We start from the raw sequence: 23,171 nt of genomic DNA, 5'->3' as shown, positions 1-23,171 counted from the left end.
CCCCTACATGCACCACCCCGCACGACGTCGCCCCAGGAAAGGCCACGGCATGACCCGCTACCAGCGCATCCTGATCAAGCTGTCCGGAGAGAACTTCGGCGGTGGCGAGGTCGGTGTCGACCCCATCGTGGTCGCCTCGATCGCCAAGGAGATCTCCGCTGTCGCGGCCTCCGGCGTGCAGGTCGCGATCGTCGTCGGCGGTGGCAACTTCTTCCGCGGCGCCGAGCTCCAGCTGGCCGGCATGGACCGGTCGCGCGCCGACTACATGGGCATGCTCGGCACCGTCATGAACTGCCTCGCGCTGCAGGACTTCCTCGAGAAGGAGGGTGTCGACACCCGCGTGCAGACCGCGATCACGATGGGCCAGGTCGCCGAGCCCTACATCCCGCGCAAGGCCATGCGTCACCTCGAGAAGGGCCGCGTCGTGATCTTCGGCGCCGGCTCCGGCATGCCCTACTTCTCCACCGACACCGTCGCGGCTCAGCGTGCCCTCGAGGTCCACGCCGAGGTGGTTCTGATGGCCAAGAACGGCGTCGACGGGATCTACACCGCCGACCCGAAGAAGGACCCGTCGGCGACGAAGTACGATGAGATCACCTTCGGTGAGGCCCTGCAGAAGCAGCTCAAGATCGCCGACGCCACCGCGTTCGCCCTCTGCATGGAGAACAAGATGCCGATCGTCGTCTACGGTGCCGAGGACGAGGGGGCGGTCTACCGGATCGTCCAGGGTGAGAAGATCGGTACGCTCGTCACCGCTGGCTGAGCGGCACGAGCCCACACGCCACCCACACCACAACACTTACGAGCGCACAGGAGCATCCGGTGATCAACGACATCCTCAACGAGGCCGACAGCAAGATGGTGAAGTCGGTGGACTCCACGCGTGAGGACTTCGCCACGATTCGTGCTGGCCGGGCCACCCCGCAGATGTTCAGCAAGATCCTCGTCGACTACTACGGCACCCCGACGCCGATCCAGCAGCTCGCCTCGTTCACCAGCCCCGAGCCGCGGATCATCAACATCGCCCCGTTCGACATCGGCGCGATGGCCAACGTCGAGAAGGCGATCCGCGACTCCGACCTCGGCGTCAACCCGTCCAACGACGGCAAGATCCTGCGTGCGGTCTTCCCGGAGCTGACCGAGGAGCGCCGCAAGGAATACATCAAGCTCGCCAAGGAGAAGGCCGAGCAGGGTCGCGTCTCCGTGCGTCAGGTGCGCCAGAAGGCCAAGCAGGGTCTCGAGAAGCTCGAGAAGGACGGCGAAGCCAGCAAGGACGACGTCACCGGTGCCGAGAAGCGCCTCGACAGCCTCACCAAGAAGCACACCGACGCGATCGACGAGCTGCTCAAGTCCAAGGAAGCCGAGCTGCTCGAGGTTTGAGCCTGTGACCCCGCGAGGAACGAGCGGGGTCACAACGCGAAAAGATCGAGCGAGCGCACGCCTGAGCTTGCGAAGGCGTGACCGCGTGTCGAGATCCAGTGAGTTTCCCGACACGGCTCCACCGCCGACAACACCCACGGATGAATGGCTGAATCTCAAGTGACCCAGACGCCGCCGTCTCCTTCTTCCCCGGCCCCCGAGCCGCCGAAGAAGGACTACGGCCGCGCCGGCCGCAACCTGCCCGCGGCGATCGGCTCTGCTGTCGTCCTCCTGGTCGCCATCGCGCTGAGCCTGATGTTCGTGAAGACGGCGTTCATGCTGATCGTCGTCGGCTGTGTCGTCGCCGCGGTGTGGGAGCTCCACCGAGGCCTGATGGCCAAGGACATGGACGTCCCCGAGCAACCGCTGATGATCGGCGGCACGGTGATGGTCCTGGTCGCCTACTTCCTGGGCTCCGACGCGCTGGTGACGGCCACCGCGGTGACCGCTCTGGTGATCATGCTGTGGGTGCTGCGGCGTGGGGTCGAGGGCTACGTACGCACCTCGGCCGCGGCCGTCCTCACCCTGTTCTACCTGCCGTTCCTGGGCTCGTTCGTCGCGCTCATGCTCGGCGAGGGCGGCGGCTGGACCTCGGGCGGCCTCTCCGACGACGGCGTACGCGGCATCATCGTCTGGGTGCTGCTCACGATCATGTCCGACATCGGCGGCTACGTGGCCGGGGTCCTCTTCGGCAAGCACCCGATGGCGCCGGTGATCTCCCCGAAGAAGTCGTGGGAGGGCTTCGCCGGATCGGTGGTCTTCACCGTCGCCACCGGCGTCGGCCTGGTCGTATGGCTGCTTGACGGCGCCTGGTGGGTCGGTGTCGCGCTCGGCGTGGTCGCCTGCGTGATGGCCGTCCTCGGCGATCTGGTCGAGTCGGTCATCAAGCGCGACCTCGGTGTCAAGGACATGAGCCAGATCATCCCCGGCCATGGCGGCCTCATGGACCGTCTCGACTCGCTCCTGGCGACCGTCGCCCCGGTCTGGCTGATCCTCCACTACGCCGTCTTCTGAGTGGGCTCGGCCCCGATGCTCTTCCTCGTACGCCACGGACGACCCATCCAGGTGCGCGGCGTCGCCGCGGAGCACTGGGAGCTCGACCCGGCCGGGTTCGATGACGTCTGGGCTCTGCGTGACCGGCTGCCGGCCGGCGCCGCGTGGTACTCCTCGCCCGAGCCCAAGGCGCAGCAGACCGCCCAGCTCCTCACCGACGGCGATGTCGGTGTGGTCGATGCCCTCCGTGAGCACCGCCGCGGCGAGGCCTGGGTCGATGACTTCCAGGCCACGGTCGAGCGGGCGTTCGCGGAGCCGACGGTCCCGGCGTACGACGGCTGGGAGCCGCTCGAGGAGTGCCGCGCCCGCGTGACGAAGGCCGTCACCGGGATCCTCTCGGCCCACGCGGGTGAGGACGCCGTGCTCATCGGTCACGGCACCGCCTGGACCGTCCTGGTGAGCGAGCTGACCGGCACGCCGCCAGATCTCGCCCGGTGGCGAGACCTCGGCTTCCCGGACCTGATCACCGTCGACGCCTGATTCGTCCGCAACCATCGCGAGTTCGTCGCGGCAGCGATTCTTTACCCAAGGATCGCGGTGTTCGGCGCTACGGTTGAAGAGTGACCCAGCGTCCCGCGGACCTCGACGTGGACCCCGATCCAGACGTCGAGGCCGATCCCGGCCCGGAGGAGGAGTCCTCGGGGTCCGGTGGCCTGTGGGCCTGGCTGCACGACTCGCACCCGACCGTTGCGGCCCTGGTCGGCTTCTACATCGGCCTGGCGTACGCGATCCTCGTACCCGGCACCTGGGGCGCACTGCTGACGTGGGTCGTCGGGCAGGAGCGGGCCGAGGAGCTGTTCCCGTGGGTGGCGCTGACCCTGCTGGTGCCCCTGGCCCTGCTCATCCCGCGCAAGACCCGACGCCTGGCCGAGTTCGTCTGGCTCGGGATCATCCTCACCGTGCTGGTGGTGGTCGGTGTCGGCTCGCTGGTTTTCTGGATCCTGCTGAAGACCGGCTGAGCGAGCGGGCGGGATCCAGGTTTAGCCGTACGCCGCACCCCGATGGGACAATGGATGCGTGACCGAGCCCGACCCTGCGAACGTACCGGCCCCGCACAGCCCTGAGGCCGAGGCAGCCGCGATGGAGGGGCGCCGCCTGCCCCTGGTGATGGCTCCGCCCAAGGGCCGCGGGAAGCCGCCGCGCCACCTGGCCGACCTCGACCTGGCCGGCCGCCAGGACGCGGCGAAGGAGGCCGGGCTTCCGGGGTTCCGGGCCAAGCAGCTCTCGGTGCACTACTTCGAGCGGCTGGTCGACGATCCCGAGAAGATGACCGACCTTCCCGCCGGCCAGCGCCAGGAGCTGGTCAACACCTTCCTGCCCGACCTGATGACGCCGATCCGTCAGCAGGAGGCCGACAAGGGCACCACCGTCAAGACGCTGTGGAAGCTCTTCGACGGTGCTCTCGTCGAGTCGGTGCTGATGCGCTACACCGACCGCGCCACGGTCTGCATCTCCTCCCAGGCCGGCTGCGGCATGGCCTGCCCCTTCTGTGCGACCGGCCAGGGCGGTCTCGAGCGCAACATGTCGACGGCCGAGATCGTCCACCAGGTCGTCGTCGCCGCTCGGCAGATGGCCAGCGGCGAGATCCCGGGCGGCCCCGGCCGCCTCTCCAACGTGGTCTTCATGGGCATGGGGGAGCCGATGGCCAACTACAAGGCGCTGATGGGCGCGGTCCGCCGCCTCACCTCGCCGGCGCCCGAGGGCCTGGGTCTCTCGGCCCGCCACGTGACCGTCTCCACCGTCGGCCTCGTACCCCGGATCAAGCAGCTCACCGAGGAGGGCATCCCGGTCACCCTCGCCCTCTCGCTGCACGCACCCGACGACGAGCTGCGCAACGAGCTCGTCCCGATCAACACCCGCTTCTCGGTCGCCGAGACCGTCGACGCCGCCTGGAACTACGCGCGCGTGACGAAGCGCCGAGTCTCCATCGAGTACGCGATGATGCGCGGCATCAACGACCAGGCCTGGCGCGCCGACCTGCTCGCCGACGTCCTCAACTCCTACGGCGACTGGGGCTGGGTCCACGTCAACCTGATCCCGCTCAACCCGACCCCGGGCTCCAAGTGGACCGCGAGCGACCCGGAGGACGAGCGCGAGTTCGTACGCCGCCTCGAGGCCAAGGGCATCTCCACCACCGTCCGCGACACCCGCGGCCGTGAGATCGACGGCGCCTGCGGCCAGCTGGCCGCCGCGGAGTAGTGGCTCACGCCCCTGGGGCGGGCCGGCGCTCGTGACCGGGTCGGCCTTGGGTGCGGCGGACGTCCTTCATCTCCGACTCGTAGAGGTGCCGCTTGCCCTCGACGAGAGTGTCGCGGGCCTCCTTCTCCAGCCGCTTGAACGTGGCGTAGTAGCCGTCGTCGTACTCCTCGACGATCTGAAATGTCCACCGGCCGTTGAGGACGTTGAGTCCCACGAGCTCGCGCTCGAACGTGTCCGCCAGCTCGGTGTGGCCGGCTTCGCGCAGCTGCTGGACACCCTGGCCGAGGGTGAGGTCGGCGGTGCCGGTGATGCGGTGCATCGCGTACAGATGACCGCGGGCGATCTCGATCGCTTCGAGTGCCTCGCTGATGGAGCCGAGCGCCTCGACGGTGAGGTCGTCGACGCCTTCGGGCCGGATGTGCTCCTCATCGGTGGTCATGTCGTGATCGTGGCAAACGGAGCGAGCGGGCGGCAAGCCCTGGATCTCTGAGAGTCACACGGCGTTTTCGCTGATGACACCGCCCGGACTACCTGTCGTCCGGCACGTAGTTCTGGCCACGGGAGGTTCACCGACCCGTCAACCAAGTCGGGGGTCACGTTGCCGGACGGCGCTCACGATCAGGAACATGAGCATCAGCCTCGATCGGGTCCCGCTGGTCGCCGCCAACTCAGAGCCGCTCCGTGTCCTCATCGTCACGGAGTCGTTCCTGCCCCAGGTCAACGGCGTGACGAACTCCGTGCGCCGCGTGCTGGAGCATCTTGCGATCGACGGCCACACCGTCGAGGTCGTGGCTCCCACCGGGCCCACCGAGTACGCCGGGTTCCCGGTGACCCGCACCCGGGGCGCGACGTTCTGGGTCTACAAGGACTTCCGCGTCGGCCTGGAGACGCGGCGCAAGCTGCGCGCGGTGATGCGCCGGTTCAGCCCCGACGTCATCCACGTCGCCTCACCGGCGCTGCTCGGGCGGCAGGCGGTGCTGGTGGCCAAGGAGCTCGGCATCCCGAGCGTGGCGATCTACCAGACCGACCTGGTCGGCTTCTGGGACAAGTACAAGGCAGTCGGCGGCCCGCAGGCCGCGGCGATGCTCACCCGTCAGGCGCACTCGGCCGCCGACCGCACCCTGGCACCGAGCTCGTCGGCCCTCACCCAGCTCGAGGGTCTCGGCGTACAGCGCACCGGGCTGTGGCCGCGAGGTGTCGACGTCGAGCTGTTCCACCCGAGTCGCATCGACCACGACCTGCGCGCCCGGCTCGCGCCCAACGGGGAGACCATCGTCGGGTACGTCGGCCGCCTCGCCCAGGAGAAGGAGCTGCACCTGCTGGCTCCGCTGGCGCACAACCCGGCGTACAAGGTCGTGCTCGTCGGTGGCGGCCCGCAGGAGCGCGAGCTGCGCCACCTGCTCCCGAACGCGACCTTCTTGGGCGTGCTGCAGGGCGAGGAGCTCGGGGCTGCGTACGCCTCCCTCGACGTGTTCGCGCACACCGGCTCCCACGAGACGTTCTGCCAGGCGGTCCAGGAGGCGCTCGCGTCCGGGGTCCCGGTCGTGGCGCCACGCTCGGGCGGGCCGCTGGACCTGGTCGCCGACGGCGTCACCGGGTTCTTCTACGAGCCCGGCAGCCGCGACGACCTCGGCTCCCACGTCGCGCTGCTGCACAACGACCCGCAGCTGCGGCTGCGGATGGGGCGCGAGGCCCGCAAGAGCGTCGCGCACAAGTCCTGGGGCGCGGTGAACGCAGCCCTGGTCGACCACTACCGCGACGTCATCCGGGCGCGCCGGCCGCGATGACGTCGAGGACCTCCTCGTCGGTGTCGACGAGGTGGATGTGGCCCTCCATCGCGCGGCCACGGGCGAGGGCCTGCAGGAGCGGCCAGACCGGCAGCTCCTCGGTCCAGTAGCTGCGCCCGACCAGCACCATCGGCGCGACCGCGCTCGCGTCGGCGTAGTAGTTCTCGCAGGCGTCCTGGAAGACCTCCTGCACGGTGCCGCCGGCACCGGGCAGGAAGACGATTCCGCCGTCGCAGACCTCCAGCAGCACCGCCTCGCGGGTGGCGTTGCGGAAGTACTTCGCGATCGCCCCGGCGAACACGTTGGGCGGCTCGTGCCCGTAGTGCCAGGTCGGGATCCCCAGCGACCTTCCGGGCTTGCCCTCGACCTGGTTCCGTACGTCCAGAGCGACCTGTGCCCATGACCGGATCGAGGGCCGGAACGACGGCACTGCGGCCAGCGCCGCGAGCGCATCGTCGAGCATGGTCTTCGGCGCTCCGGCGAGGAAGGCGCCCAGGTTGGCGGCCTCCATCGCTCCCGGGCCGCCGCCGGTGGCGACCACATGACGGCTCGCCAGGTGCTGGGCGAGGCGGGCCGCGGTCGCGTAGCCCTCCTCGCCCCGCCGCAGCGCGTGCCCGCCCATCATCCCGATGATCCGCGTGCCCTCGTCGCGTCGCGCCCGCACCCATGCCTCGAGCGCGGCGTCGATCGCGTGATCGTGGAGGGTGATCGCGAGCTCGTCGTCGGCGTCGAGCGGCTGCTGCAGCCAGGCGTACGCCCTTGCATCCAGGCTCCGCGCATAGACCGGGTCGTCGTAGAGCTCCTCGGGGGTGTAGAGCCGGGATCGGTAGACGTCGACGGGTGCCTCGGGGATCACCGGCATCACCAGCGCGCCCTCGTCCTCGGCGTAGTCGCCGTCCCCGGGTGCGAAGGTGCACCCGAGGAACGTGGCTCCGGCCAGCTCGGTCTCGCGCAGGGTCTCCGAACGCGAGCTCAGGTCCAGCGACCGCAGCCGCCACCCCTTCAGACTGCCGGCTCCAGCCGCCAAGTGCCCGTCGAGCTCGTCCACCGACTCGATGTCGACATGCCGTCCCCGGTGATGCTTCATACCGAGAAACCTACCGACTCACAGTGGCCAGGAGACTCCGGTCAGGCGCTCGGACTCGGTCCACAGCTTGCGGGCGAGCTCGGGGTCGGAGGCGACCGCGGTGCGGCCGACGAGGGTCGGGCTGCCGCGGTACTCGCCGAAGCCGTCCGGGCCGACGTAGCTTCCCGACGGAAGGTCCTGGCTGGCTGCGTACAGGGTCGGAAGTGCGCCCGCCTCCGCGGACTGCGCGACGACCCGGTTGCCGATCGCCATGAGGGCGTGCTTGACCGGGTTGCCGGTGTGGCTCTGCAGGTTGGTCGCCGCGTAGCCCGGGTGGGCGGCGTACGCCCGGAGCCCGGTGCCCTCCAGGCGCCGCTGGAGCTCGAGGGTGAAGAGCAGGTTGGAGATCTTCGACTGTCCGTACGCCCGCTCGGTCTGGTAGTCGCGCCGCTCCCAGTTGAGGTCGTCGAGGTCGAAGCCGCCCCAGCGGTGGGCCGTGGAGGCGACCGTCACGACGCGGTCGGTGATGTGGGGGAGCAGCAGGTTGGTGAGCGCGAAGTGTCCCAGGTGGTTGGTGGCGAACTGGCTCTCGTAGCCGTCGGTCGTGAGGCGCTTGGGCACCATCATGATCCCGGCGTTGTTGATGAGTACGTCGATCTCACCCTCCCACTCGTCGGCGAAGTGCCGCACCGAGCTGAGGTCGGCGAGGTCGAGTGCGCGCACTTCGGCGCTGCCGTCGATCGTGGCGGCCACTTCCTCGCCGGCGGCGACGTTGCGTACGGCCAGGACGACGCGGGCGCCCTTCGCGCCCAGCTGGGTGGCGACGACGCGGCCGAGGCCGCTGGTCGCGCCGGTGACGATGACGGTGCGGCCCTCGAAGGACGGCAGCCGTTCGGAAGTCCACTTCTGTTCGGTCATGGAACCAATCTAGGCGGTGCCAAGAATCTTGACAATGTCTAAATCGGTGAAATCTCGATAGGGTGTGCCTGATGACCGAGACGATGACCCGCTACCACCACGGCGACCTGCGTGCCGCGGTGCTCCGCCGTGCGGAGGAGGTGCTGCGCGAGTCGGGCACCGACGCGCTCTCGCTGCGCGGCATCGCCCGCGACCTGGGCGTGAGCCATGCTGCGCCGAGCGCTCACTTCCGCGACAAGAACGCGCTCTTCGACGCACTCGCGGTCGCCGGGTTCCGGCGGCTGGGCGAGGTCATGGACGCCGCGTTGGCCACCCGCGGCTCGCTCACCGACGACCTGGTGGCCTTCGCCTCGGCCTACCTCGACTTCGCCACCGACAACCCGGCACTGCTCTCGGTGATGTTCGCGCGCAAGCACAGCGAGACCTCCGGCGCCGAGATCGCCGAGGCCGTCGCCGCCGCCTTCGCCCACCCCACCGCCCTGCTCACCGAGGGTCAGGCCCGTGGTGAGGTCGTCGACGGTGACCCCGAGGTCATCGGGATCACCGTCCTGGCCGCGATCCAGGGCCTCGCCACCTTCGTCGGCTCCGGTTTCGTGACGCCCGAGCAGTCGCAGGGGATGCTGGAGGACGTCGTCGCCACCCTGATGCGCGGCCTGGCCCGGTAGCTCTCAGAAGGCGTGGGCCATCAGGTCGGCGTAGACCTCCTGCTCGTCGACCTCCAGGCCTCGGGCCTGAAACCACTTCGCGACGTTGGTGATGTCGCGGAGCAGGAAGTCGAAGCCGAGCGGGTTGCCGACCAGGTCGATGATCTGGGGGAGATCGATGATCACGAGCCGGTCCTGCTGGGCCAGGATGTTGTACGGCGAGAGGTCACCGTGGACCAGACCGGCCTGCACCATCGTGGCCAGCGCGTCGACGAGCCCGTCCCACCACATCTCCAGGACGTGGTGCTCCGGCCGGGTCTGGGCGAGCCGCGGCGCCGTCTCGAGCTCGCCGTTGCCGTCGTCGACCGCGATCCACTCCATCAGGATCTCGGTCCCGTCGATCTGCACCGGATAGGGGACCGGGAGGCCGAGGTTCCAGCAGCGTACGAGCGCGTTCCACTCGGCGTTGGCCCATTCGGCCTTGGCGACCTCGCGGCCGAAGGTCGAGTTCTTCTTCAGCGCGCGCTCGTCGCGGGAGCGCTTGACCGAACGGCCCTCGGTGTAGCTCGCTGCCCGGTGGAAGGTGCGATGGTCGGTGTCGCGGTAGCGTTTGGCGACCATCAGCGCCTCCTGCTCGGGGAAGAGCGGGTCGGCCCGTACGACCAGGAAGGCGTCGGCCTCCTTGCCGGTCTTGAGGATGCCGAGCTCGGTGTCGATGGCGCCCTGAGAGGTCACCACCCAGTCCGGGCGCGGCTCCGGTCCACGCGAGAGCGGCTCCACGGAGAGCCAGGTGGACCAGCGTTGTCCGTCGTCCAGGTCGTCGTACGCCTGGAAGTCGAAGACGAAATTCGAGTCGATCCCCTGGAGAGGATCAGCGGAGATGTTCTCCTGAGTCACTTCGGGTGCTCCTGATACGAGAGATGTGGTCTGTGGGCAGGCACAGGACAACGACAGTCATGGTCTGCTCCTCTCGATCAGGGGCGCCTCGTGGACGAGGACGCCGGTCGCGCTCCATGGTGGAGGACCGCGACCGGCGTACGCAACAGGTTTATCGGGCTAGGGCGAGACGAGCCACATGTCGTCGTTGCCGAGCATCAGGACCCGGCCGTCGTCGAGCCCGTAGGGAATGGACCCGTACGGAGCCGCCAGCCGTGCCGTCTCGTCGCCGGATCCGGAGTCGACGAAGGTGTGCGTGTAGGCGGGCAGCTTTCGGCCGATGGCGAGGCCGGCCAGTCCGGCCGGACCGTTGTCGGAGTGATCGATGACCGGCCCACTGACAGCTACGTCGGGGTAGAGCCGCTTCGATTCGACGGCTGCGCGCCGCGACCTGCTGTTCAGGTCCTGGCTCCACAGTCGCTTTCCGGTCGGCGAATATGCCACGAGCCGGTTGCTCTGGATGAGCACGACGGCGTCCGGGGTAGGCCTCAGCAGCTGCCGGTCGTCGGCCTCGGAGGCCGGATCGACCTCGACCTGAAATGCGGATGCGCGCCGACCCTCGAGATCGGCGGTGACGATGTCGTAGGCACCCTCGGAGTGGTTTGTCACGTAGATCCGGTCGGCGAAGACGTCGACGGTGGGAAAGCCGAGATCCGGGCAGGGCGTGGAACTCGTCCACGCTGTGGCCCCGGCCCTGACGGCGGTGAAGATGCAGGTCCCGTCCTTGCGGGACATCCCGACCAGGAGGTCACCGACCTGGGCCGCGACGTGATCGTCCATGACGGCGACCGGTGCTCCCCAGCGCTTGCCGTTCCGCACCTGGAAGGCCGAACGTGTCTCGGGATCGATGTCGACCGGAACCGTTGGGACTCGCTGGACGAGCCGACTGTCGTCGAGGGTCGTGACGCCGACGACGGCCGGGATGCCGAGATCGGGCGATTCTCGCGAGGTGCTGGACGTGATCGTTCCCGCGGCGTCGAAGTGCACCAGGGTGCATCCCTCGTCCTCGTCGCACCGAACAGCATCGAGCTCGCCGTCGGTGCTGATGGCGATCGGCATGTGCAGGTCGTCGAGAGCTTGGTGCCACACCTGGTCGCCGCTCCGGTTGTACATCGCGAGGCCATCGATGCTGACCACCGCCACGTCGCCGCTGTCGCCGACCCGGGCCCAGGCCCCGTCCTGGTAGTCCTCGGCGATCTCCCGCCCGCTGGACAGGTCGCGGATCGTGAGCACGTCGTCCTCGTAGGTATAGATCCGGTCGCGGACCACGACGGCCTCGTTGCCGCCGTCACTGATCTCGACGTGCCAGGCCACGTCGCCGGCGACCAGGTCGTGGGCTCGCCAGTGGGCGATCCCGACGATCAGACCGCAGACGGCGACGAGGACCGCCACCGAGATGAGCGTCTTCTTGGCGCCCGACGACACTGCCATGACTTCCCCCGAGATCCTGGATGCGACAGCGGCAGCGTAGCCGTTCCGGTCCGGAGGGTCAGTGACCTCCGACCAGCGGAGCGACGGCCCGGGCTACCAGCGATCCCTTGCCGGTGGCCGTCTCCTCCGCGTCGGCCATGGTCATCGCGCGCAGGCCGGCGTTGACGCCGAGCCAGCGCAGCGGCTCCGGCTCCCAGCGTGGTGAGACGTGACCGACCCAGGGGAGGGCGGTGAGATCGGACTCGGTGCCGAGGACCAGGTCGCGCAGCGTACGGCCGGCGAGGTTGGTGGTCGCGACGCCGTCGCCGACGTAGCCGCCGGCGTGCGCGAGGCCGCTGGCGGGGTCGTAGCCGACCGAGGCGTGCCAGTCGCGCGGGATGCCGAGGACCCCGCCCCACCTGTGGTTGATCTTGTGGCCGCGTACGGCCGGGAACAGCTCGACCAGGGTCTCCTGCAGGCGACGGTGGGTGCGGAGGTCGGAGGAGTCCGCGTGGGTGATCTTCGACCCGAAGGAGTACGGAGCGCCCCGCCCGCCGAACACGAGCCGGTCGTCCGCGGTGCGCTGCCCGTAGATCAGCAGGTGCCGACCGTCGGAGAAGGTCTCGCGCTCCTCCAGGCCGATGCTCGACCAGACCAGGTCGGAGAGCGGCTCGGTGGCGATGATGAGGGAGCGCACCGGGATGACCTCGCGCTCGAGGCCGGCCAGCGTCGGGGTGTAGCCCTCGGTGGCGCGTACGACGACGTCGGCGGTGACCGCATCGCGCTCCGTCCGCACGAGGTGCGGCTCGATCGCGGTGACCCGGGTCTGCTCGTAGATCGTGACGCCGCGGGCCTCGACGGCGCGGGCCAGGCCGCGGACCAGCTTGGCGGGGTGGAGCGCGGCGCAGTCGGGGGTGTAGGTGGCACCGAGGGTGCCGGTCGCGGCGAGGCGCTTCTCGGCGGCGGCCTGGTCCAGTAGCGAGATCTCGGCGTCACCGAGCCCCCAGGAGCGGGCGTGCTCGACCTCGTCGCGGGCGCGCTCGAGCTGGGCGGCGGTACGGGCCACGACGACGGTGCCACCCTTGGCGATATCTGCTTCGATGCCCTCCGCCCCGGCGACCCGGATGACCTCGTCTACGGTCGCCCGCATCGCCCGGTCCTGGGCGAGAGCGGCCTCCCGGTTCGAGCCCGCCGCCACCTTGTCGAGCGAGGCGGGGAAGAGGGCCGAGCACCAGCCGCCGTTGCGGCCCGAGGCCCCGAAGCCGGCGACCTCGGCCTCGAGGATCGCGATCTCCAGGTCGGGCCGGGCCTCGGCCAGGTAGTAGGCCGTCCACAGGCCGGTGTAGCCGGCCCCGACGATCGCGACATCCACCTCGAGGTCGCCCATCAACGCCGGGCGAGGCTCCCAGGAGTCGCCTGCGGTCTCGTGCCACAGGCTGATGTCGGAGTAGGTCACCGGGCCACCTCCGTAGCGCAAGCGCCAGAATACGGATGTGGCCCGGTGAAAGACTCACGGGTCGCTCGCTGGAGCTCGCTCACCGGACGCCCCAGGCGTACGTCTGCTTGTGCAGGTGGAGGTACATGAACGTCTCGGTGCTCACCACGCCCTCGATGGCGCGGATCTTGCTGGAGACGAGGTTGAGAAGGGCCTCGTCGCTCTCGGCGACGACCTCCACGAGCAGGTCGTAGGAGCCGGCGGTGATGACGATGTAGTCGACCTCGTCGAGCTTGCCGAGCTCGTCGGCGATCCCCTCGATCGGTCCGGAGGTGCGTACGCCGATCATGGCCTGTCGCGCGAAGCCGAGCTCGAGCGGGTCGGTGACGGCGACGACCTGCATGACGCCGCTGTCGACGAGGCGCTGCACGCGCTGCCGCACCGCGGCCTCGCTCAGGCCGACCTCCTTGCCGATCGCGGCATAGCTACGCCGCCCGTCCTGCTGGAGCTGCTCGATGATCAGCTTGTTGACCTCGTCGAGGTGAGCGCCCCCGTTGCGCTTGCGAGTGGTCATGGCGCCCAGTCAACCTGTTTGCTGTGGCCAGATGCAACGAAATCCGTCGTGTGTAACGAACAATTTCCATGATTCCGTACATTGTGTGTGGCTGAAGGCCTCTGAAGTTGTCATAGTGGGCGTCGTGAATCATGTCTCGCTGACCGATGCGAAGCCCGCCGTCTACTGGCTGGACGACCCTGCGAAGCCAGCACCGCTGCCGCCTCTGCTCGGGGTGGAGTCGGCCGATCTGGTCGTCGTCGGAGGCGGATATTCGGGGCTGTGGACGGCACTGCTGGCCCGCGAGCGGTTTCCGTCGTGGTCGGTGGTGCTGCTGGAGGCCGGCCAGTGCGGGGACCAGGCATCGGGCCGCAACGGCGGCTTCGCCGAGGCGTCGTTGACACATGGCTTCTGGAACGGTCTGGAGCGCTGGCCCGACGAGCTCGCGACCCTGGACCGGCTCGGCCAGCAGAATCTCGACGAGATGGCGGCGACCATCCAGGACCACAGCATCGACTGCGACTGGCAGCTCACCGGTGCGCTGAACGTCGCCACCCGTCCGCACGAGGTCGACGACCTCGCCGAGTGGTCGACCGCGCTGACCGAGCACGGCATCAAGCACCGGCTGCTGGATGAGATCGGCGTACGGGACGAGCTCCGCTCGCCGACCTACCTCGGTGGCTTGGAGGTGGTCGGTGACACGGCCACGATCGAGCCGGCGCGGCTGGCGTGGGGTCTGCGGCAGGCTTGTCTGGACGCCGGTGTGGTGATCCACGAGGGGTCCGCGGTCACCGGTCTCGAGCGTGACGGTTCGGGGATGCGAGTCTCGACGATCGCGGGGTCGGTCCGGGCCGGGCGGGTGGCACTGGCCACCAACGCCTTCCCGCCGCTGCTGCGGCGGCTGCGGATGATGACCGTGCCGGTCTACGACTACGTACTCATGACCGAGCCGCTCTCCGCCGCGCAGATGGACGCCATCGGCTGGGCGAACCGGCAAGGCGTCAGCGACTCCGCCAACCACTTCCACTACTACCGCCTGACCAGGGACAACCGGATCCTGTGGGGCGGCTACGACGCGATCTACCACTTCGGCTCGAAGATCTCACCGGAGCTGGAGACCGGCGCCACCCACGACAAGCTCGCGGGCCACTTCTTCGAGACCTTCCCGCAGCTCGAAGGCCTCCGCTTCACCCACCGCTGGGCCGGCATCATCGACACCTGCACCCGCTTCTCGGCATTCTTCGGCAAGGCGTTCGCCGGCCGCGTCGCCTACGCCCTCGGCTACACCGGTCTGGGCGTCGGAGCCACCCGCTTCGGCGCCCAGGTCATGCTCGACCTCCTCAGCGGCGAGCAGACGGAACGTACGTCGCTCGAGATGGTGCGCTCCAAGCCGCTGCCGTTCCCTCCCGAGCCGGCGCGGTATGCGGGCATCTCGATGATGGTCCGCTCGCTCGGGAAGGCTGATGCCAACGGGGGTCGTCGCGACCTGTTCCTGCGGACGATGGATCGGCTGGGGCTCGGGTTCGACTCTTGAGGCTGGCTTCTTGGCGGGCGCTGCGGGCTGGTCGTTCTTCTTAGAGTTGGGGCCGCCGACCCGTTATGGATGGTGTTCTCGCCAGATCCCGGAGTCAAGGACGGCCTGCGGCCGCCGGCTTCGCCGGTCGCCTGCGGCGATCCTTGACACCGGGCTCCGTCGAGAATTTTGGCTGGCTATCGGGTCGGCGGCGGGGTGTGGCGCGGATTCCATGGGTTGGGTCCGGGCTTGGGATCTCGGGCCGGTGACTCCTGGTGGTGGAGGGTTTCCTCGTGCTTTTACAAGACGATGACACCTTGTGAACGCTTCACAAGGTGGCTAGGAGCATGGGTGGCGACGACCGGGCAGGGTGGACGCTGCTGCCTCAACTGGCTACTGGCCATGCCTGTTTCAGGCGGGTCGCCTCGGCGGGCGAGCAGGGTCATCAGGTGGCGATTGATGCGCCGCGGACTCGCAGCGCCGCCAACTGCACGCCGTCCGGATCAGCCCTGCCCGGCGCGGAGCATCGGCAGGTTGGCCACCCGGCAGGAGTGGCACGACAGGACGGTGGGTGAGGACGCAGTTCAGCGATCGCCCGTCGTGGGATCGGACGAGTACGGGCACGGCGGCGCAGGCCAGCCCGGGGATCAGCCTGTTCGGGTGCGCCGAGTGAACCGGATCCGCCCATCCGGGAGCCGCTCATAGGCATAGTCGGGATCGTGGATCCGGCGATGATCACTCGCACACAACAAGACCATGTTCGCCAGATTCGTGAGGCCGCCTTCAGACCACGGTTTCAGGTGATGGGCCTCGGTCCACGCCGCGGGCGCGTCGCAATCTTCGGCCTGGCAACACTTGTCCCGTAGCCGGAGCGCTCGGTGTTGGACCGGATACGCCAACCTCGCGGTGCGGCCGAAGTCGAGGATCTCGGAGTCGGTACCCAACACCACCGGGACGAGGTCGGCGTTGCAGGCCATCCGGCGGGCCTCCGCGGCGGTGATCTTCGCTCCGTCGAAGCCCAGGGCTGCGGTGCCGAGGTCGTTGCGGAGGTCCTCGAGGCTCATGGTGATGAACACCGTGGTCCCGTGCCCACCGTGCCGGGGGAGTTGGTCGACGTCGTAGGTCTCGACCACGCGAGCAAAGGCTTGGCCGAGCAGCCGGTCGTAGGGGGCTTTGCGGCCTTTGTCCTGGGCGGAGAGCTTCCTCGGCTGGGCCAACGAGTCCAACAACGTGCGGAGCCGCACCCCGATCGCACGCGAGACCCTCGCGTGGATGTCGATGGTGCCGTCCCCGTTGTCACGGGAGGAGAAGAAGGCACGCCGTTGGGCGTGCTCTTCCTCTCGCTGCAACGCCTTCGCTTCGGCGGCCTCGAACCGCTCCGGGTCGATCTCAGCGAGGATCCGGCGGCCGACGATCTTCAACTCGTTCGCCGTCAACCGGGTCGCATGCTCGACCAGCAGCTTCTCGGCCAGGATCAGGTCCTCACCGCTGGCGGCGGGATCGGCCTCGATGGCATCGAGGGCGCCTGTGATCACCCGGGCCTTGTCCTGGGACACCACACCCTCGGCCAGGCCCGCGGCCACGAGGTCGTACTTCGCGACTGCCGCCGCGAGCTTCACCTGGGAACGAGCCACGCCCTTGTCGACCAGCAGTTCGGTCCGCATCCACCCCGAGGCGTCTTTCGCACCCGTCTCCTCAGCAATGTCACCAGACGTCGCGAGCACCCGCAGTTTCAACGCGGCCTGCTGGGCTTGGAGCTTCTCCAGCCGCTCGAGGAGGTCTTTCTTCTGGTCCGTGCGCCAGTAGGCGGGGTCGGTCGTCAACAGGTCTTGGAGGGCGGTCTCGATGGCGGCCAGGGCAGCGTCGATCGCATCACCAGGGTTGGTGCCCCAGTGGTCGATCGAGCGGCCGAGACTCATCGCCGTTCCTCTCCTCGGAGGCGTGCTGTGATGTGTCCAATTCTACGCCTTCACACGCCCTGGAGCCACCTATTTCCCCAGGTCAAGCACCATTTTCGCGGTGAGCGAACGACCTCGTATCTGTGGATGGTAAGTGGCCCGAAGGGCCACCCTGGCGTCCCATCAACCTCACCCGTCCCAAGCAAGATTCCGCTGCGCCACACCCGGGCCGCCGCCCCGATAGCCAGCCAAGTTTTTTCTCGATCTGGTCCGGAGTCCAGGACCGCCGAAGGCGGCCGGCGAAGCCGGCGCCCGAAGGGCGTCCTTGACGCCGGTCCAGATCGAGAAGACCCTCAAAGAACGGGTCGGCGGCCCACGCCAACCACAAGAAACAGTCAGCGACAGAGCCCAACCAGAAGAAGCAAAACCCTAAGCCGCCGGATGCTCGTACGCCGCCGCAACCCGCTCGCGGAGCTTCCCGTGGATCTCCTCCGGCGTGCGCTGCGTACGCTGGCGGTGGTTGCGCGCAATGATGACGCCTGTCGCGGTGACACCGGCCAGTCCGGCGAGACCGACGATCTTCCACACGCGTGCACTGCCGAAACTCATAGGACCCCCTGCTCACGATGTCTGATGACACCACTATCTCCCTTGCCGACGCCGTGGACCAGACCCGGACCGGTGATCTGTGGCTCTTCCGCGGGCGTTCGGTCGCCGACCGGGCGATCCGGATGCTCAGCAACGCCCCGGTCAACCATGTCGGGATGGCGGTGGTGCTCGACGACCTGCCGCCGCTGATGTGGCACGCCGAGCTCGGCAAGGGGCTGCTCGATCTCTATACCGGCACCCACCACCGTGGCGTACAGCTCCATGATCTGCGTGCCGCGGTCGAGCAGTGGGCGGGGCGCTATGAGCAGCAGGTCTGGCTGCGCCAGCTGACCGCCGACATCGACCGTCAGCGCGAGGACGCGCTGCTCCGGACGATCGCCCGGCTGGACGGCACCCCGTTCCCCTCGACCGCCGCGCTGGCCGGACGCTGGGCGCGGGGGAGAGTGCGCTCGAAGGCAGGCCTCGAGCAGGTCTTCTGTGCCGAGGTCGTCGCCGCGACCTACCAGGAGATGGGCCTGCTCGACGACGAGCGCCCGACCAACTACTACGACCCGGGTCGATTCTGGTCCGGCGACCACCTGACCCTGCAGGACGGCGCGGTCCTAGGTAGTGAGGTACGCGTCGTCGGCTGAACCACGGCCCGCGAGGCGGAGGGCGACGGAGACCTCGCCGCTCTCGACCAGGGTGCCGATGACGAGCGCACGGAGCCCGCGAAGCAGCGCGTCGGGGTCGACCAGGTCGGGTGCCGCGAGGGCGTGCAGCAGGTACCCGTGCACGAGGGCGAGCACGGAGCCGGGGTCGGTCCGGGTCGCGCCCGCCACGGTCGCCGCGCGGTCCGCGACGGCACGACCGGCGGCGAGCGCCTCGGCCACCACCGGGCGGAACTGCGGTTCGCGGGCGGCGTGGAGCAACCCTTCGAGGAAGGCGAGCGAGTCGGTCGGCGGGGACATCAGCGCCGCGGCGAACGCCTCGGCCATCGCGTCGGTGCCGGACTCCGTCGCGGCGAGCTCGTCGGCGAGCGTACGCAGCCGGGCGACGTCCTCGGCGACGCCCGCGCGCATCGCTTCGGCCGCCAGGTCCGTGATCGAGTCGAAGAAGTAGCCGACGGTGGCCAGCGGTAGCCCGGCGCGCTCGGTCACGGCCCGATGGGTGACCCCGGCGATGCCCTTCTCGGCGGCCACCTCGATCGTGGCGCGGACGAGGGCGTCGCGTCGCTGCCTGGCGCTGTCACCGTGCCGTCGCTTCATGCGCAGAGTGTTTCACGCGAGCCGACAAGAAGTCTGGAAGATCTTCTAGACATTTGCGAGCCGATCCAGCACGCTGTCCGACATGACCGCACCGGCCCGCGTCCACGCCTTCACCGATGACGCCCTCGGAAACCACGACGCCGTCGAGCTCGCCCGCCTCATCCGGGCGGGAGAGCTGAGCGCGGCCGAGGTCGAGGCGGCGGCCGTCACCCGGCTGCGACATGTGGCCCCGGGGCTGCACGCGATGGCGTACGAGGCCTATGACGCGCCGCGTCGTGCGGACGCCGACACCGGCCTGCTCCATGGCGTGCCGACCCTGCTCAAGGACAACACCGACCTGCTCGGGATGCCGACCAACCACGGGTCGGAGGCGTTCCGGGCGCGGCCGGCCACACACGACGGGCGATACGCGACGCAGTTCCTCAGCGCTGGGATGACCGTGCTGGGCAAGAGCCGGATGCCCGAGTTCGGGCTGAACGCCACCACCGAGTTCCGAAGCGGGCCGCCGACGCCCAACCCCTGGAACACGCGCCACTCCGTCGGGGCATCCTCCGGCGGGGCGGCAGCGCTGGTCGCCGCCGGAGCCGTGCCGATCGCGCACGCCAACGACGGCGGCGGGTCGATCCGGATCCCGGCCGCGGCCGCCGGACTCGTCGGGCTCAAGCCGAGCAGGGGAAGGCACATCGACGGCGAGACGGCCCGCACCCTCCCGATCAACATGGTCAGCGAAGGGGTGGTGACCAGGACGGTACGCGACACCGCGACCTTCCACGCCGCGCTCGAGCGGCACTGGCGCAACCCGGCGCTGCCGCCCCTCGGGCTCGTCGAGGGCCCCGCGCGGCGGCGCCTCCGGGTCGCGATGATCATCGAGTCGGTGACCGATGCCGTCGTGGACACGCCGACGAAGGCGGCCGTGGAGCGCACCGCGACCCTGCTGGAGGAGCAGGGCCACAGCGTCGAGCCGGTCCCGATCCCCGTCGACGCGCGCTTCGGCGACGACTTCCTCAGCTACTGGGGTCTGCTCGCCTTCCTCGCCGGCAACCTCGGCCGCCTGACCATCGACCGGACGCTCGACCAAGGCCGCCTCGACGGCCTCACCGACGGCCTGCGTCGCGCCTTCGCCTCCGGCGGCTGGCGCCGTACGCCGGCCGCGCTGCTCCGCCTGCGGGGTGCGGCGGCGGCCTACGCCAAGGTCTTCGACCATCACGACGTGGTCCTGTGCCCGGTCGTCGCCGGCGTCACCCCGCCGCTGGGTCATCTGTCCCCGAACGTGCCGTTCGAGGACCTCGTCGACCGGCTCCGTCGTCACGTCGCGTTCACGCCGCTGCAGAACATCACCGGTGCGCCGGCGATCTCGCTGCCGATGGGGCTCAGCGAGGAGGCGCTGCCGATCGGCGTCCAGCTCTCCGCGGCGTACGGCGACGAGCGGACGCTCCTCGAGCTCGCCTACGCCCTCGAGGAGCAGTCGCCGTGGCCACGCATCCAGCAGTGAGCACGGTCAGAGCATCGTCGAGGCCTTCTCCAGCACCCGGCGCAGGATCTGCTCCATCTCGTCGAACTCGGCCTGGCCCACGGTGAGGGGCGGGGAGAGCTGGATGACCGGCTCGCCGCGGTCGTCGGCGCGGCAGTAGAGGCCCTCGGACCACAGCGCCTTGGAGACGTACCCGTAGAGGATCCGCTCGCACTCCTCCTCGGTGAAGGTCTCCTTGGTCGCGCGGTCCTTGACCAGCTCGATGCCGTAGAAGTAGCCGGTGCCGCGTACGTCGCCTACGACCGGCAGGTCCTTCAGCTTCTCCAGGGTGGAGCGGAATGCGGCCTCGTTGCGGCGTACGTTGCCGAGCAGGTCCTCGGCCTCGAAGAGGTCGAGGTTGGCCATCGCCACCGCGGTGGAGACGGGGTGACCGCCGAAGGTGTAGCCGTGGTAGAAGGTCTCCTCGCCCTCGAGGAAGGGCGCCATCAGCCGGTCGGAGATGATCGTCGCGCCCAGCGGCGCGTATCCCGAGGTCAGCCCCTTGGCGGAGGTGATCATGTCGGGCACGTAGCCGAACCGCTCGCAGCCGAACATCGTGCCCAGCCGCCCGTAGGCGCAGATGACCTCGTCGGAGACGAGCAGCACGTCGTACTCGTCGCAGATCTCCCGCACCCGCTGGAAGTAGCCCGGGGGAGGCGGGAAGCAGCCGCCCGAGTTCTGCACCGGCTCCAGGAAGACCGCGGCCACGGTGTCGGGGCCCTCGGCACGGATCACGACCTCGATCTGGTCGGCGCACCAGCGTCCGAACGCCTCCGGGTCGCTCCCGTCCATCAGCCCACCGGTGATCTCCGAGGCCCGGTAGATGTTGGTGTTCGGCACCCGGAAGGTCGAGGGGACCAGCGGCTCGAACGGCGCCTTGATGTCGGCCAGACCGGTGATCGACAGCGCCCCGTGCGTGGTGCCGTGGTAGGCGATGTTGCGCCCGATCACCTTGTGCTTGCCGGGCTTCCCGCGCAGCTTGAAGTAGTTCTTGGCCAGCTTCCACGCGGTCTCGACGGCCTCGGAGCCGGAGTTGGTGAAGAAGACCCGGTTCAGGTCGCCGGGGGCGAGTGAGGCCAGCCGTGCGGCCAGCTCGATCGCCGGCTGGTGCGCGTAGGACCACAGCGGGTGGAAGGCCAGCTGCTTGGCCTGCTCCGCGCCCGCGTCGGCGAGCTCCGCGCGGCCGTGGCCGACCTGGGAGACGAAGAGCCCCGCGAGACCGTCGAGGTAGCGGTTGCCCTCGATGTCGTAGATGTAGGCGCCCTCACCCCTGGCGATGATCGGCACGTCGGCCTCTGCGTAGCTCGAATGCCGCGTGAAGTGCATCCAGAGATGGTCCTTGGCGTCGCGCTGCAGCTGCTCGTGGTTGCCGGTCATGACCCAATGGTCACCCACCGCCTCTCGCTTTCGCAAGCGAATCAGTAGCAAAGCAGGAATTCCCCTTCGGATTCAGTTGTGACATCCCTGTTACGAGAAGGAGTTAGTCTCTACCGCATGGCTGACCAGACCTTCAGGAACGTGATCGGCGGCGAGCTGCGCGAAGCCGCCGACGCCGCGACGTACGACGTCGTCGACCCCGCCACCGGCGAGGTCTACGCGCAGGCGGCGATGTCGGGGGAGACCGACGTCGACCAGGCGTACGCCGCGGCCGCATCGGCCTTCGAGACCTGGGGCGAGACCACACCCCAGGAGCGCAGCCTGGCTCTGCTCCGGATCGCCGACGCGATGGAGGTCCGGGCCGAGGAGCTGACCTCCGTGGAGGTCAAGGACACCGGCAAGCCGTTCCAGCTGACCCTGGAGGAGGAGCTGCCGCCGACGATCGACCACTTCCGCTTCTTCGCGGGCGCCGCGCGGACCCTGGAGGGGAAGAGTGCCGGCGAGTACCTCCAGGACCACACCTCCTGGATCCGTCGCGAGCCGATCGGTGTGATCGGGCAGGTCACGCCGTGGAACTACCCGCTCGCGATGATGTCGTGGAAGATCGCCCCGGCCCTCGCCGCCGGCAACACGGTCGTCCTCAAGCCCTCCGACACCACCCCGGCCAGCTCGGCGCTGCTGGCCGAGATCGCCCAGGAGTTCCTGCCGCCGGGCGTGCTCAACCTCGTCACCGGCGACCGCGACACCGGCCGCGCGCTGATCCGGCACAAGACGCCCCAGATGGTCGCCATCACCGGCTCGGTGCGTGCCGGCATGGAGGTCGCCGCGACCGCGGCGCAGGACGTCAAGCGGGTCCACCTCGAGCTCGGCGGCAAGGCGCCGGTCATCGTCTTCGACGACGCCGACATCGACAAGGCGGTCGCCGGCATCGCCGCGGCGGGCTACTTCAACGCCGGCCAGGACTGCACGGCCGCGACCCGGGTGCTGGTGCAGGAAGGCATCCACGACGAGTTCGTCGCGGCACTCGCCGAGGCGGCCCGCAACACGACCGTCGGGCTCCCCGGCGACAACACCGACGTCGGCGCGCTCAACAACCCCGGCCAGCTCGCCCGGGTCGCGGGCATGGTCGACCGCCTCCCGGACCACGCCACGATCGCGGCCGGTGGCGCGCCGGCACGGGTCGAGGGCGGTGAGAACGGCTACTTCTACCAGCCCACGGTCCTGGCCGGGCTCCGTCAGGACGACGAGCAGATCCAGCAGGAGATCTTCGGTCCGGTGATCACCGTGCAGCGGTTCGCCGACGAGGCCGAGGCGCTCAGATATGCCAACGACGTCGACTACGGCCTCGGGTCGAGCGTGTGGACCACGGACCACGCCACCGCCCTGCGGGTCAGCAAGCGCCTCGACTTCGGCGTGGTGTGGATCAACACCCACATCCCCTACATCTCCGAGATGCCCCACGGCGGCTTCAAGCACTCCGGCTACGGCAAGGACCTCTCCGTCTACGGGTTCGAGGACTACACCCGGATCAAGCACGTCATGTCCTTCATCGGCGAGTAATCCGCTAGACAAACGTGTGGGCGTGCGACCCTCGATG

The 23,171-nt window shown here is 69.1% G+C and carries 23 protein-coding genes; 12 read left to right on the top strand and 11 right to left on the bottom strand.

The window, feature by feature from the left end:
• Nucleotides 1-49: 49 nt before the first annotated feature.
• The 6 genes from pyrH (at nt 50) to rlmN (ending at nt 4,671) form a co-directional block, all read left to right on the top strand.
• On the top strand, nt 50-763 hold the full coding sequence (gene pyrH / locus ACW14X_RS05230; RefSeq protein WP_457164936.1) for a UMP kinase: 714 nt from the start codon (nt 50-52) through the stop codon (nt 761-763).
• A 62-nt stretch (nt 764-825) separates the two neighbouring features.
• On the top strand, nt 826-1,380 hold the full coding sequence (gene frr, locus ACW14X_RS05225) for a ribosome recycling factor (protein WP_201451342.1): 555 nt from the start codon (nt 826-828) through the stop codon (nt 1,378-1,380).
• A 144-nt stretch (nt 1,381-1,524) separates the two neighbouring features.
• Entirely contained in the window at nt 1,525-2,433 is a 909-nt protein-coding gene (locus tag ACW14X_RS05220) for a phosphatidate cytidylyltransferase (RefSeq protein WP_160024469.1), read from the top strand.
• Nucleotides 2,434-2,952, top strand: a complete 519-nt coding sequence (locus ACW14X_RS05215) for a histidine phosphatase family protein (protein ID WP_457164935.1) — start codon at nt 2,434-2,436, stop codon at nt 2,950-2,952.
• Between the two features lie 80 nt (nt 2,953-3,032).
• The gene (locus tag ACW14X_RS05210; RefSeq protein ID WP_457164934.1) at nt 3,033-3,431 is read left to right on the top strand and encodes a hypothetical protein; all 399 of its coding nucleotides are present in this window, start codon (nt 3,033-3,035) and stop codon (nt 3,429-3,431) included.
• A 121-nt stretch (nt 3,432-3,552) separates the two neighbouring features.
• A complete protein-coding gene (rlmN, locus tag ACW14X_RS05205) occupies nt 3,553-4,671 on the top strand; it encodes a 23S rRNA (adenine(2503)-C(2))-methyltransferase RlmN (RefSeq protein ID WP_457166049.1) in 1,119 nt (372 codons plus the stop codon).
• A gap of 4 nt (nt 4,672-4,675) precedes the next feature.
• Here the strand turns inward: rlmN and ACW14X_RS05200 are convergent, their stop codons facing one another.
• Entirely contained in the window at nt 4,676-5,110 is a 435-nt protein-coding gene (locus tag ACW14X_RS05200; RefSeq protein WP_457164933.1) for a hypothetical protein, read from the bottom strand.
• 187 nt (nt 5,111-5,297) lie between these two features.
• Here ACW14X_RS05200 and ACW14X_RS05195 point away from each other — a divergent pair, with 187 nt between their 5' ends.
• Nucleotides 5,298-6,458, top strand: a complete 1,161-nt coding sequence (locus tag ACW14X_RS05195; protein ID WP_350840709.1) for a glycosyltransferase family 4 protein — start codon at nt 5,298-5,300, stop codon at nt 6,456-6,458.
• On the opposite strand, the gene ACW14X_RS05190 is transcribed toward ACW14X_RS05195, so the two are convergent.
• Nucleotides 6,433-7,545, bottom strand: a complete 1,113-nt coding sequence (locus ACW14X_RS05190) for an LOG family protein (RefSeq protein ID WP_457164932.1) — start codon at nt 7,543-7,545, stop codon at nt 6,433-6,435. The two genes, ACW14X_RS05195 and ACW14X_RS05190, sit on opposite strands and share 26 nt — an antisense overlap.
• 18 nt (nt 7,546-7,563) lie before the next feature.
• Nucleotides 7,564-8,442: an oxidoreductase gene (locus tag ACW14X_RS05185; protein ID WP_457164931.1), complete on the bottom strand. Its 879-nt coding sequence runs from the start codon at nt 8,440-8,442 to the stop codon at nt 7,564-7,566.
• A gap of 71 nt (nt 8,443-8,513) precedes the next feature.
• On the opposite strand from ACW14X_RS05185, the gene ACW14X_RS05180 reads away from it, so the two are divergent.
• On the top strand, nt 8,514-9,107 hold the full coding sequence (locus tag ACW14X_RS05180; RefSeq protein ID WP_457164930.1) for a TetR/AcrR family transcriptional regulator: 594 nt from the start codon (nt 8,514-8,516) through the stop codon (nt 9,105-9,107).
• Between the two features lie 3 nt (nt 9,108-9,110).
• Here ACW14X_RS05180 and ACW14X_RS05175 read toward each other — a convergent pair whose 3' ends face one another.
• From ACW14X_RS05175 to ACW14X_RS05160, 4 genes are all read right to left on the bottom strand, one after another.
• Nucleotides 9,111-9,983 (bottom strand): serine protein kinase RIO, encoded by an 873-nt coding sequence (locus ACW14X_RS05175; protein WP_457164929.1) that lies wholly within the window; start codon nt 9,981-9,983, stop codon nt 9,111-9,113.
• A 159-nt stretch (nt 9,984-10,142) separates the two neighbouring features.
• Entirely contained in the window at nt 10,143-11,453 is a 1,311-nt protein-coding gene (locus ACW14X_RS05170) for a hypothetical protein (RefSeq protein WP_457164928.1), read from the bottom strand.
• Between the two features lie 58 nt (nt 11,454-11,511).
• Nucleotides 11,512-12,888 carry an NAD(P)/FAD-dependent oxidoreductase gene (locus ACW14X_RS05165; protein ID WP_457164927.1) on the bottom strand — a complete coding sequence of 459 codons (1,377 nt, stop codon included), beginning with the start codon at nt 12,886-12,888 and terminating at the stop codon, nt 11,512-11,514.
• Between the two features lie 79 nt (nt 12,889-12,967).
• Nucleotides 12,968-13,441, bottom strand: coding sequence for an Lrp/AsnC family transcriptional regulator (locus tag ACW14X_RS05160; protein ID WP_008363265.1), 474 nt, complete (start codon nt 13,439-13,441; stop codon nt 12,968-12,970).
• Nucleotides 13,442-13,565: 124 nt separating this feature from the next.
• Here ACW14X_RS05160 and ACW14X_RS05155 point away from each other — a divergent pair, with 124 nt between their 5' ends.
• The gene (locus ACW14X_RS05155) at nt 13,566-14,954 is read left to right on the top strand and encodes an NAD(P)/FAD-dependent oxidoreductase (RefSeq protein WP_457164926.1); all 1,389 of its coding nucleotides are present in this window, start codon (nt 13,566-13,568) and stop codon (nt 14,952-14,954) included.
• A gap of 626 nt (nt 14,955-15,580) precedes the next feature.
• Here ACW14X_RS05155 and ACW14X_RS05150 read toward each other — a convergent pair.
• Both ACW14X_RS05150 and ACW14X_RS05145 read right to left on the bottom strand, forming a co-directional pair.
• On the bottom strand, nt 15,581-16,852 hold the full coding sequence (locus ACW14X_RS05150) for a DUF222 domain-containing protein (RefSeq protein WP_457164925.1): 1,272 nt from the start codon (nt 16,850-16,852) through the stop codon (nt 15,581-15,583).
• Nucleotides 16,853-17,260: 408 nt separating this feature from the next.
• Nucleotides 17,261-17,440, bottom strand: coding sequence for a hypothetical protein (locus tag ACW14X_RS05145; protein WP_457164924.1), 180 nt, complete (start codon nt 17,438-17,440; stop codon nt 17,261-17,263).
• 17 nt (nt 17,441-17,457) lie between these two features.
• On the opposite strand from ACW14X_RS05145, the gene ACW14X_RS05140 reads away from it, so the two are divergent.
• Nucleotides 17,458-18,072 (top strand): hypothetical protein, encoded by a 615-nt coding sequence (locus ACW14X_RS05140; RefSeq protein WP_160024452.1) that lies wholly within the window; start codon nt 17,458-17,460, stop codon nt 18,070-18,072.
• On the opposite strand, the gene ACW14X_RS05135 is transcribed toward ACW14X_RS05140, so the two are convergent.
• Entirely contained in the window at nt 18,043-18,687 is a 645-nt protein-coding gene (locus tag ACW14X_RS05135) for a TetR/AcrR family transcriptional regulator (protein WP_457164923.1), read from the bottom strand. The genes ACW14X_RS05140 and ACW14X_RS05135 overlap by 30 nt on opposite strands.
• A gap of 82 nt (nt 18,688-18,769) precedes the next feature.
• On the opposite strand from ACW14X_RS05135, the gene ACW14X_RS05130 reads away from it, so the two are divergent.
• Nucleotides 18,770-20,179: an amidase gene (locus tag ACW14X_RS05130; protein ID WP_457164922.1), complete on the top strand. Its 1,410-nt coding sequence runs from the start codon at nt 18,770-18,772 to the stop codon at nt 20,177-20,179.
• A 6-nt stretch (nt 20,180-20,185) separates the two neighbouring features.
• On the opposite strand, the gene ACW14X_RS05125 is transcribed toward ACW14X_RS05130, so the two are convergent.
• Entirely contained in the window at nt 20,186-21,574 is a 1,389-nt protein-coding gene (locus tag ACW14X_RS05125) for an aspartate aminotransferase family protein (protein WP_350844155.1), read from the bottom strand.
• Between the two features lie 117 nt (nt 21,575-21,691).
• Here ACW14X_RS05125 and ACW14X_RS05120 point away from each other — a divergent pair, with 117 nt between their 5' ends.
• A complete protein-coding gene (locus tag ACW14X_RS05120; protein ID WP_457164921.1) occupies nt 21,692-23,134 on the top strand; it encodes a gamma-aminobutyraldehyde dehydrogenase in 1,443 nt (480 codons plus the stop codon).
• Nucleotides 23,135-23,171: the final 37 nt, after the last annotated feature.

The organism is Nocardioides sp. YJ-D4 (assembly GCF_054031495.1).
Note: the sequence above shows the minus strand (reverse complement) of the source record. Positions and strands in the feature narration are given on the sequence as shown.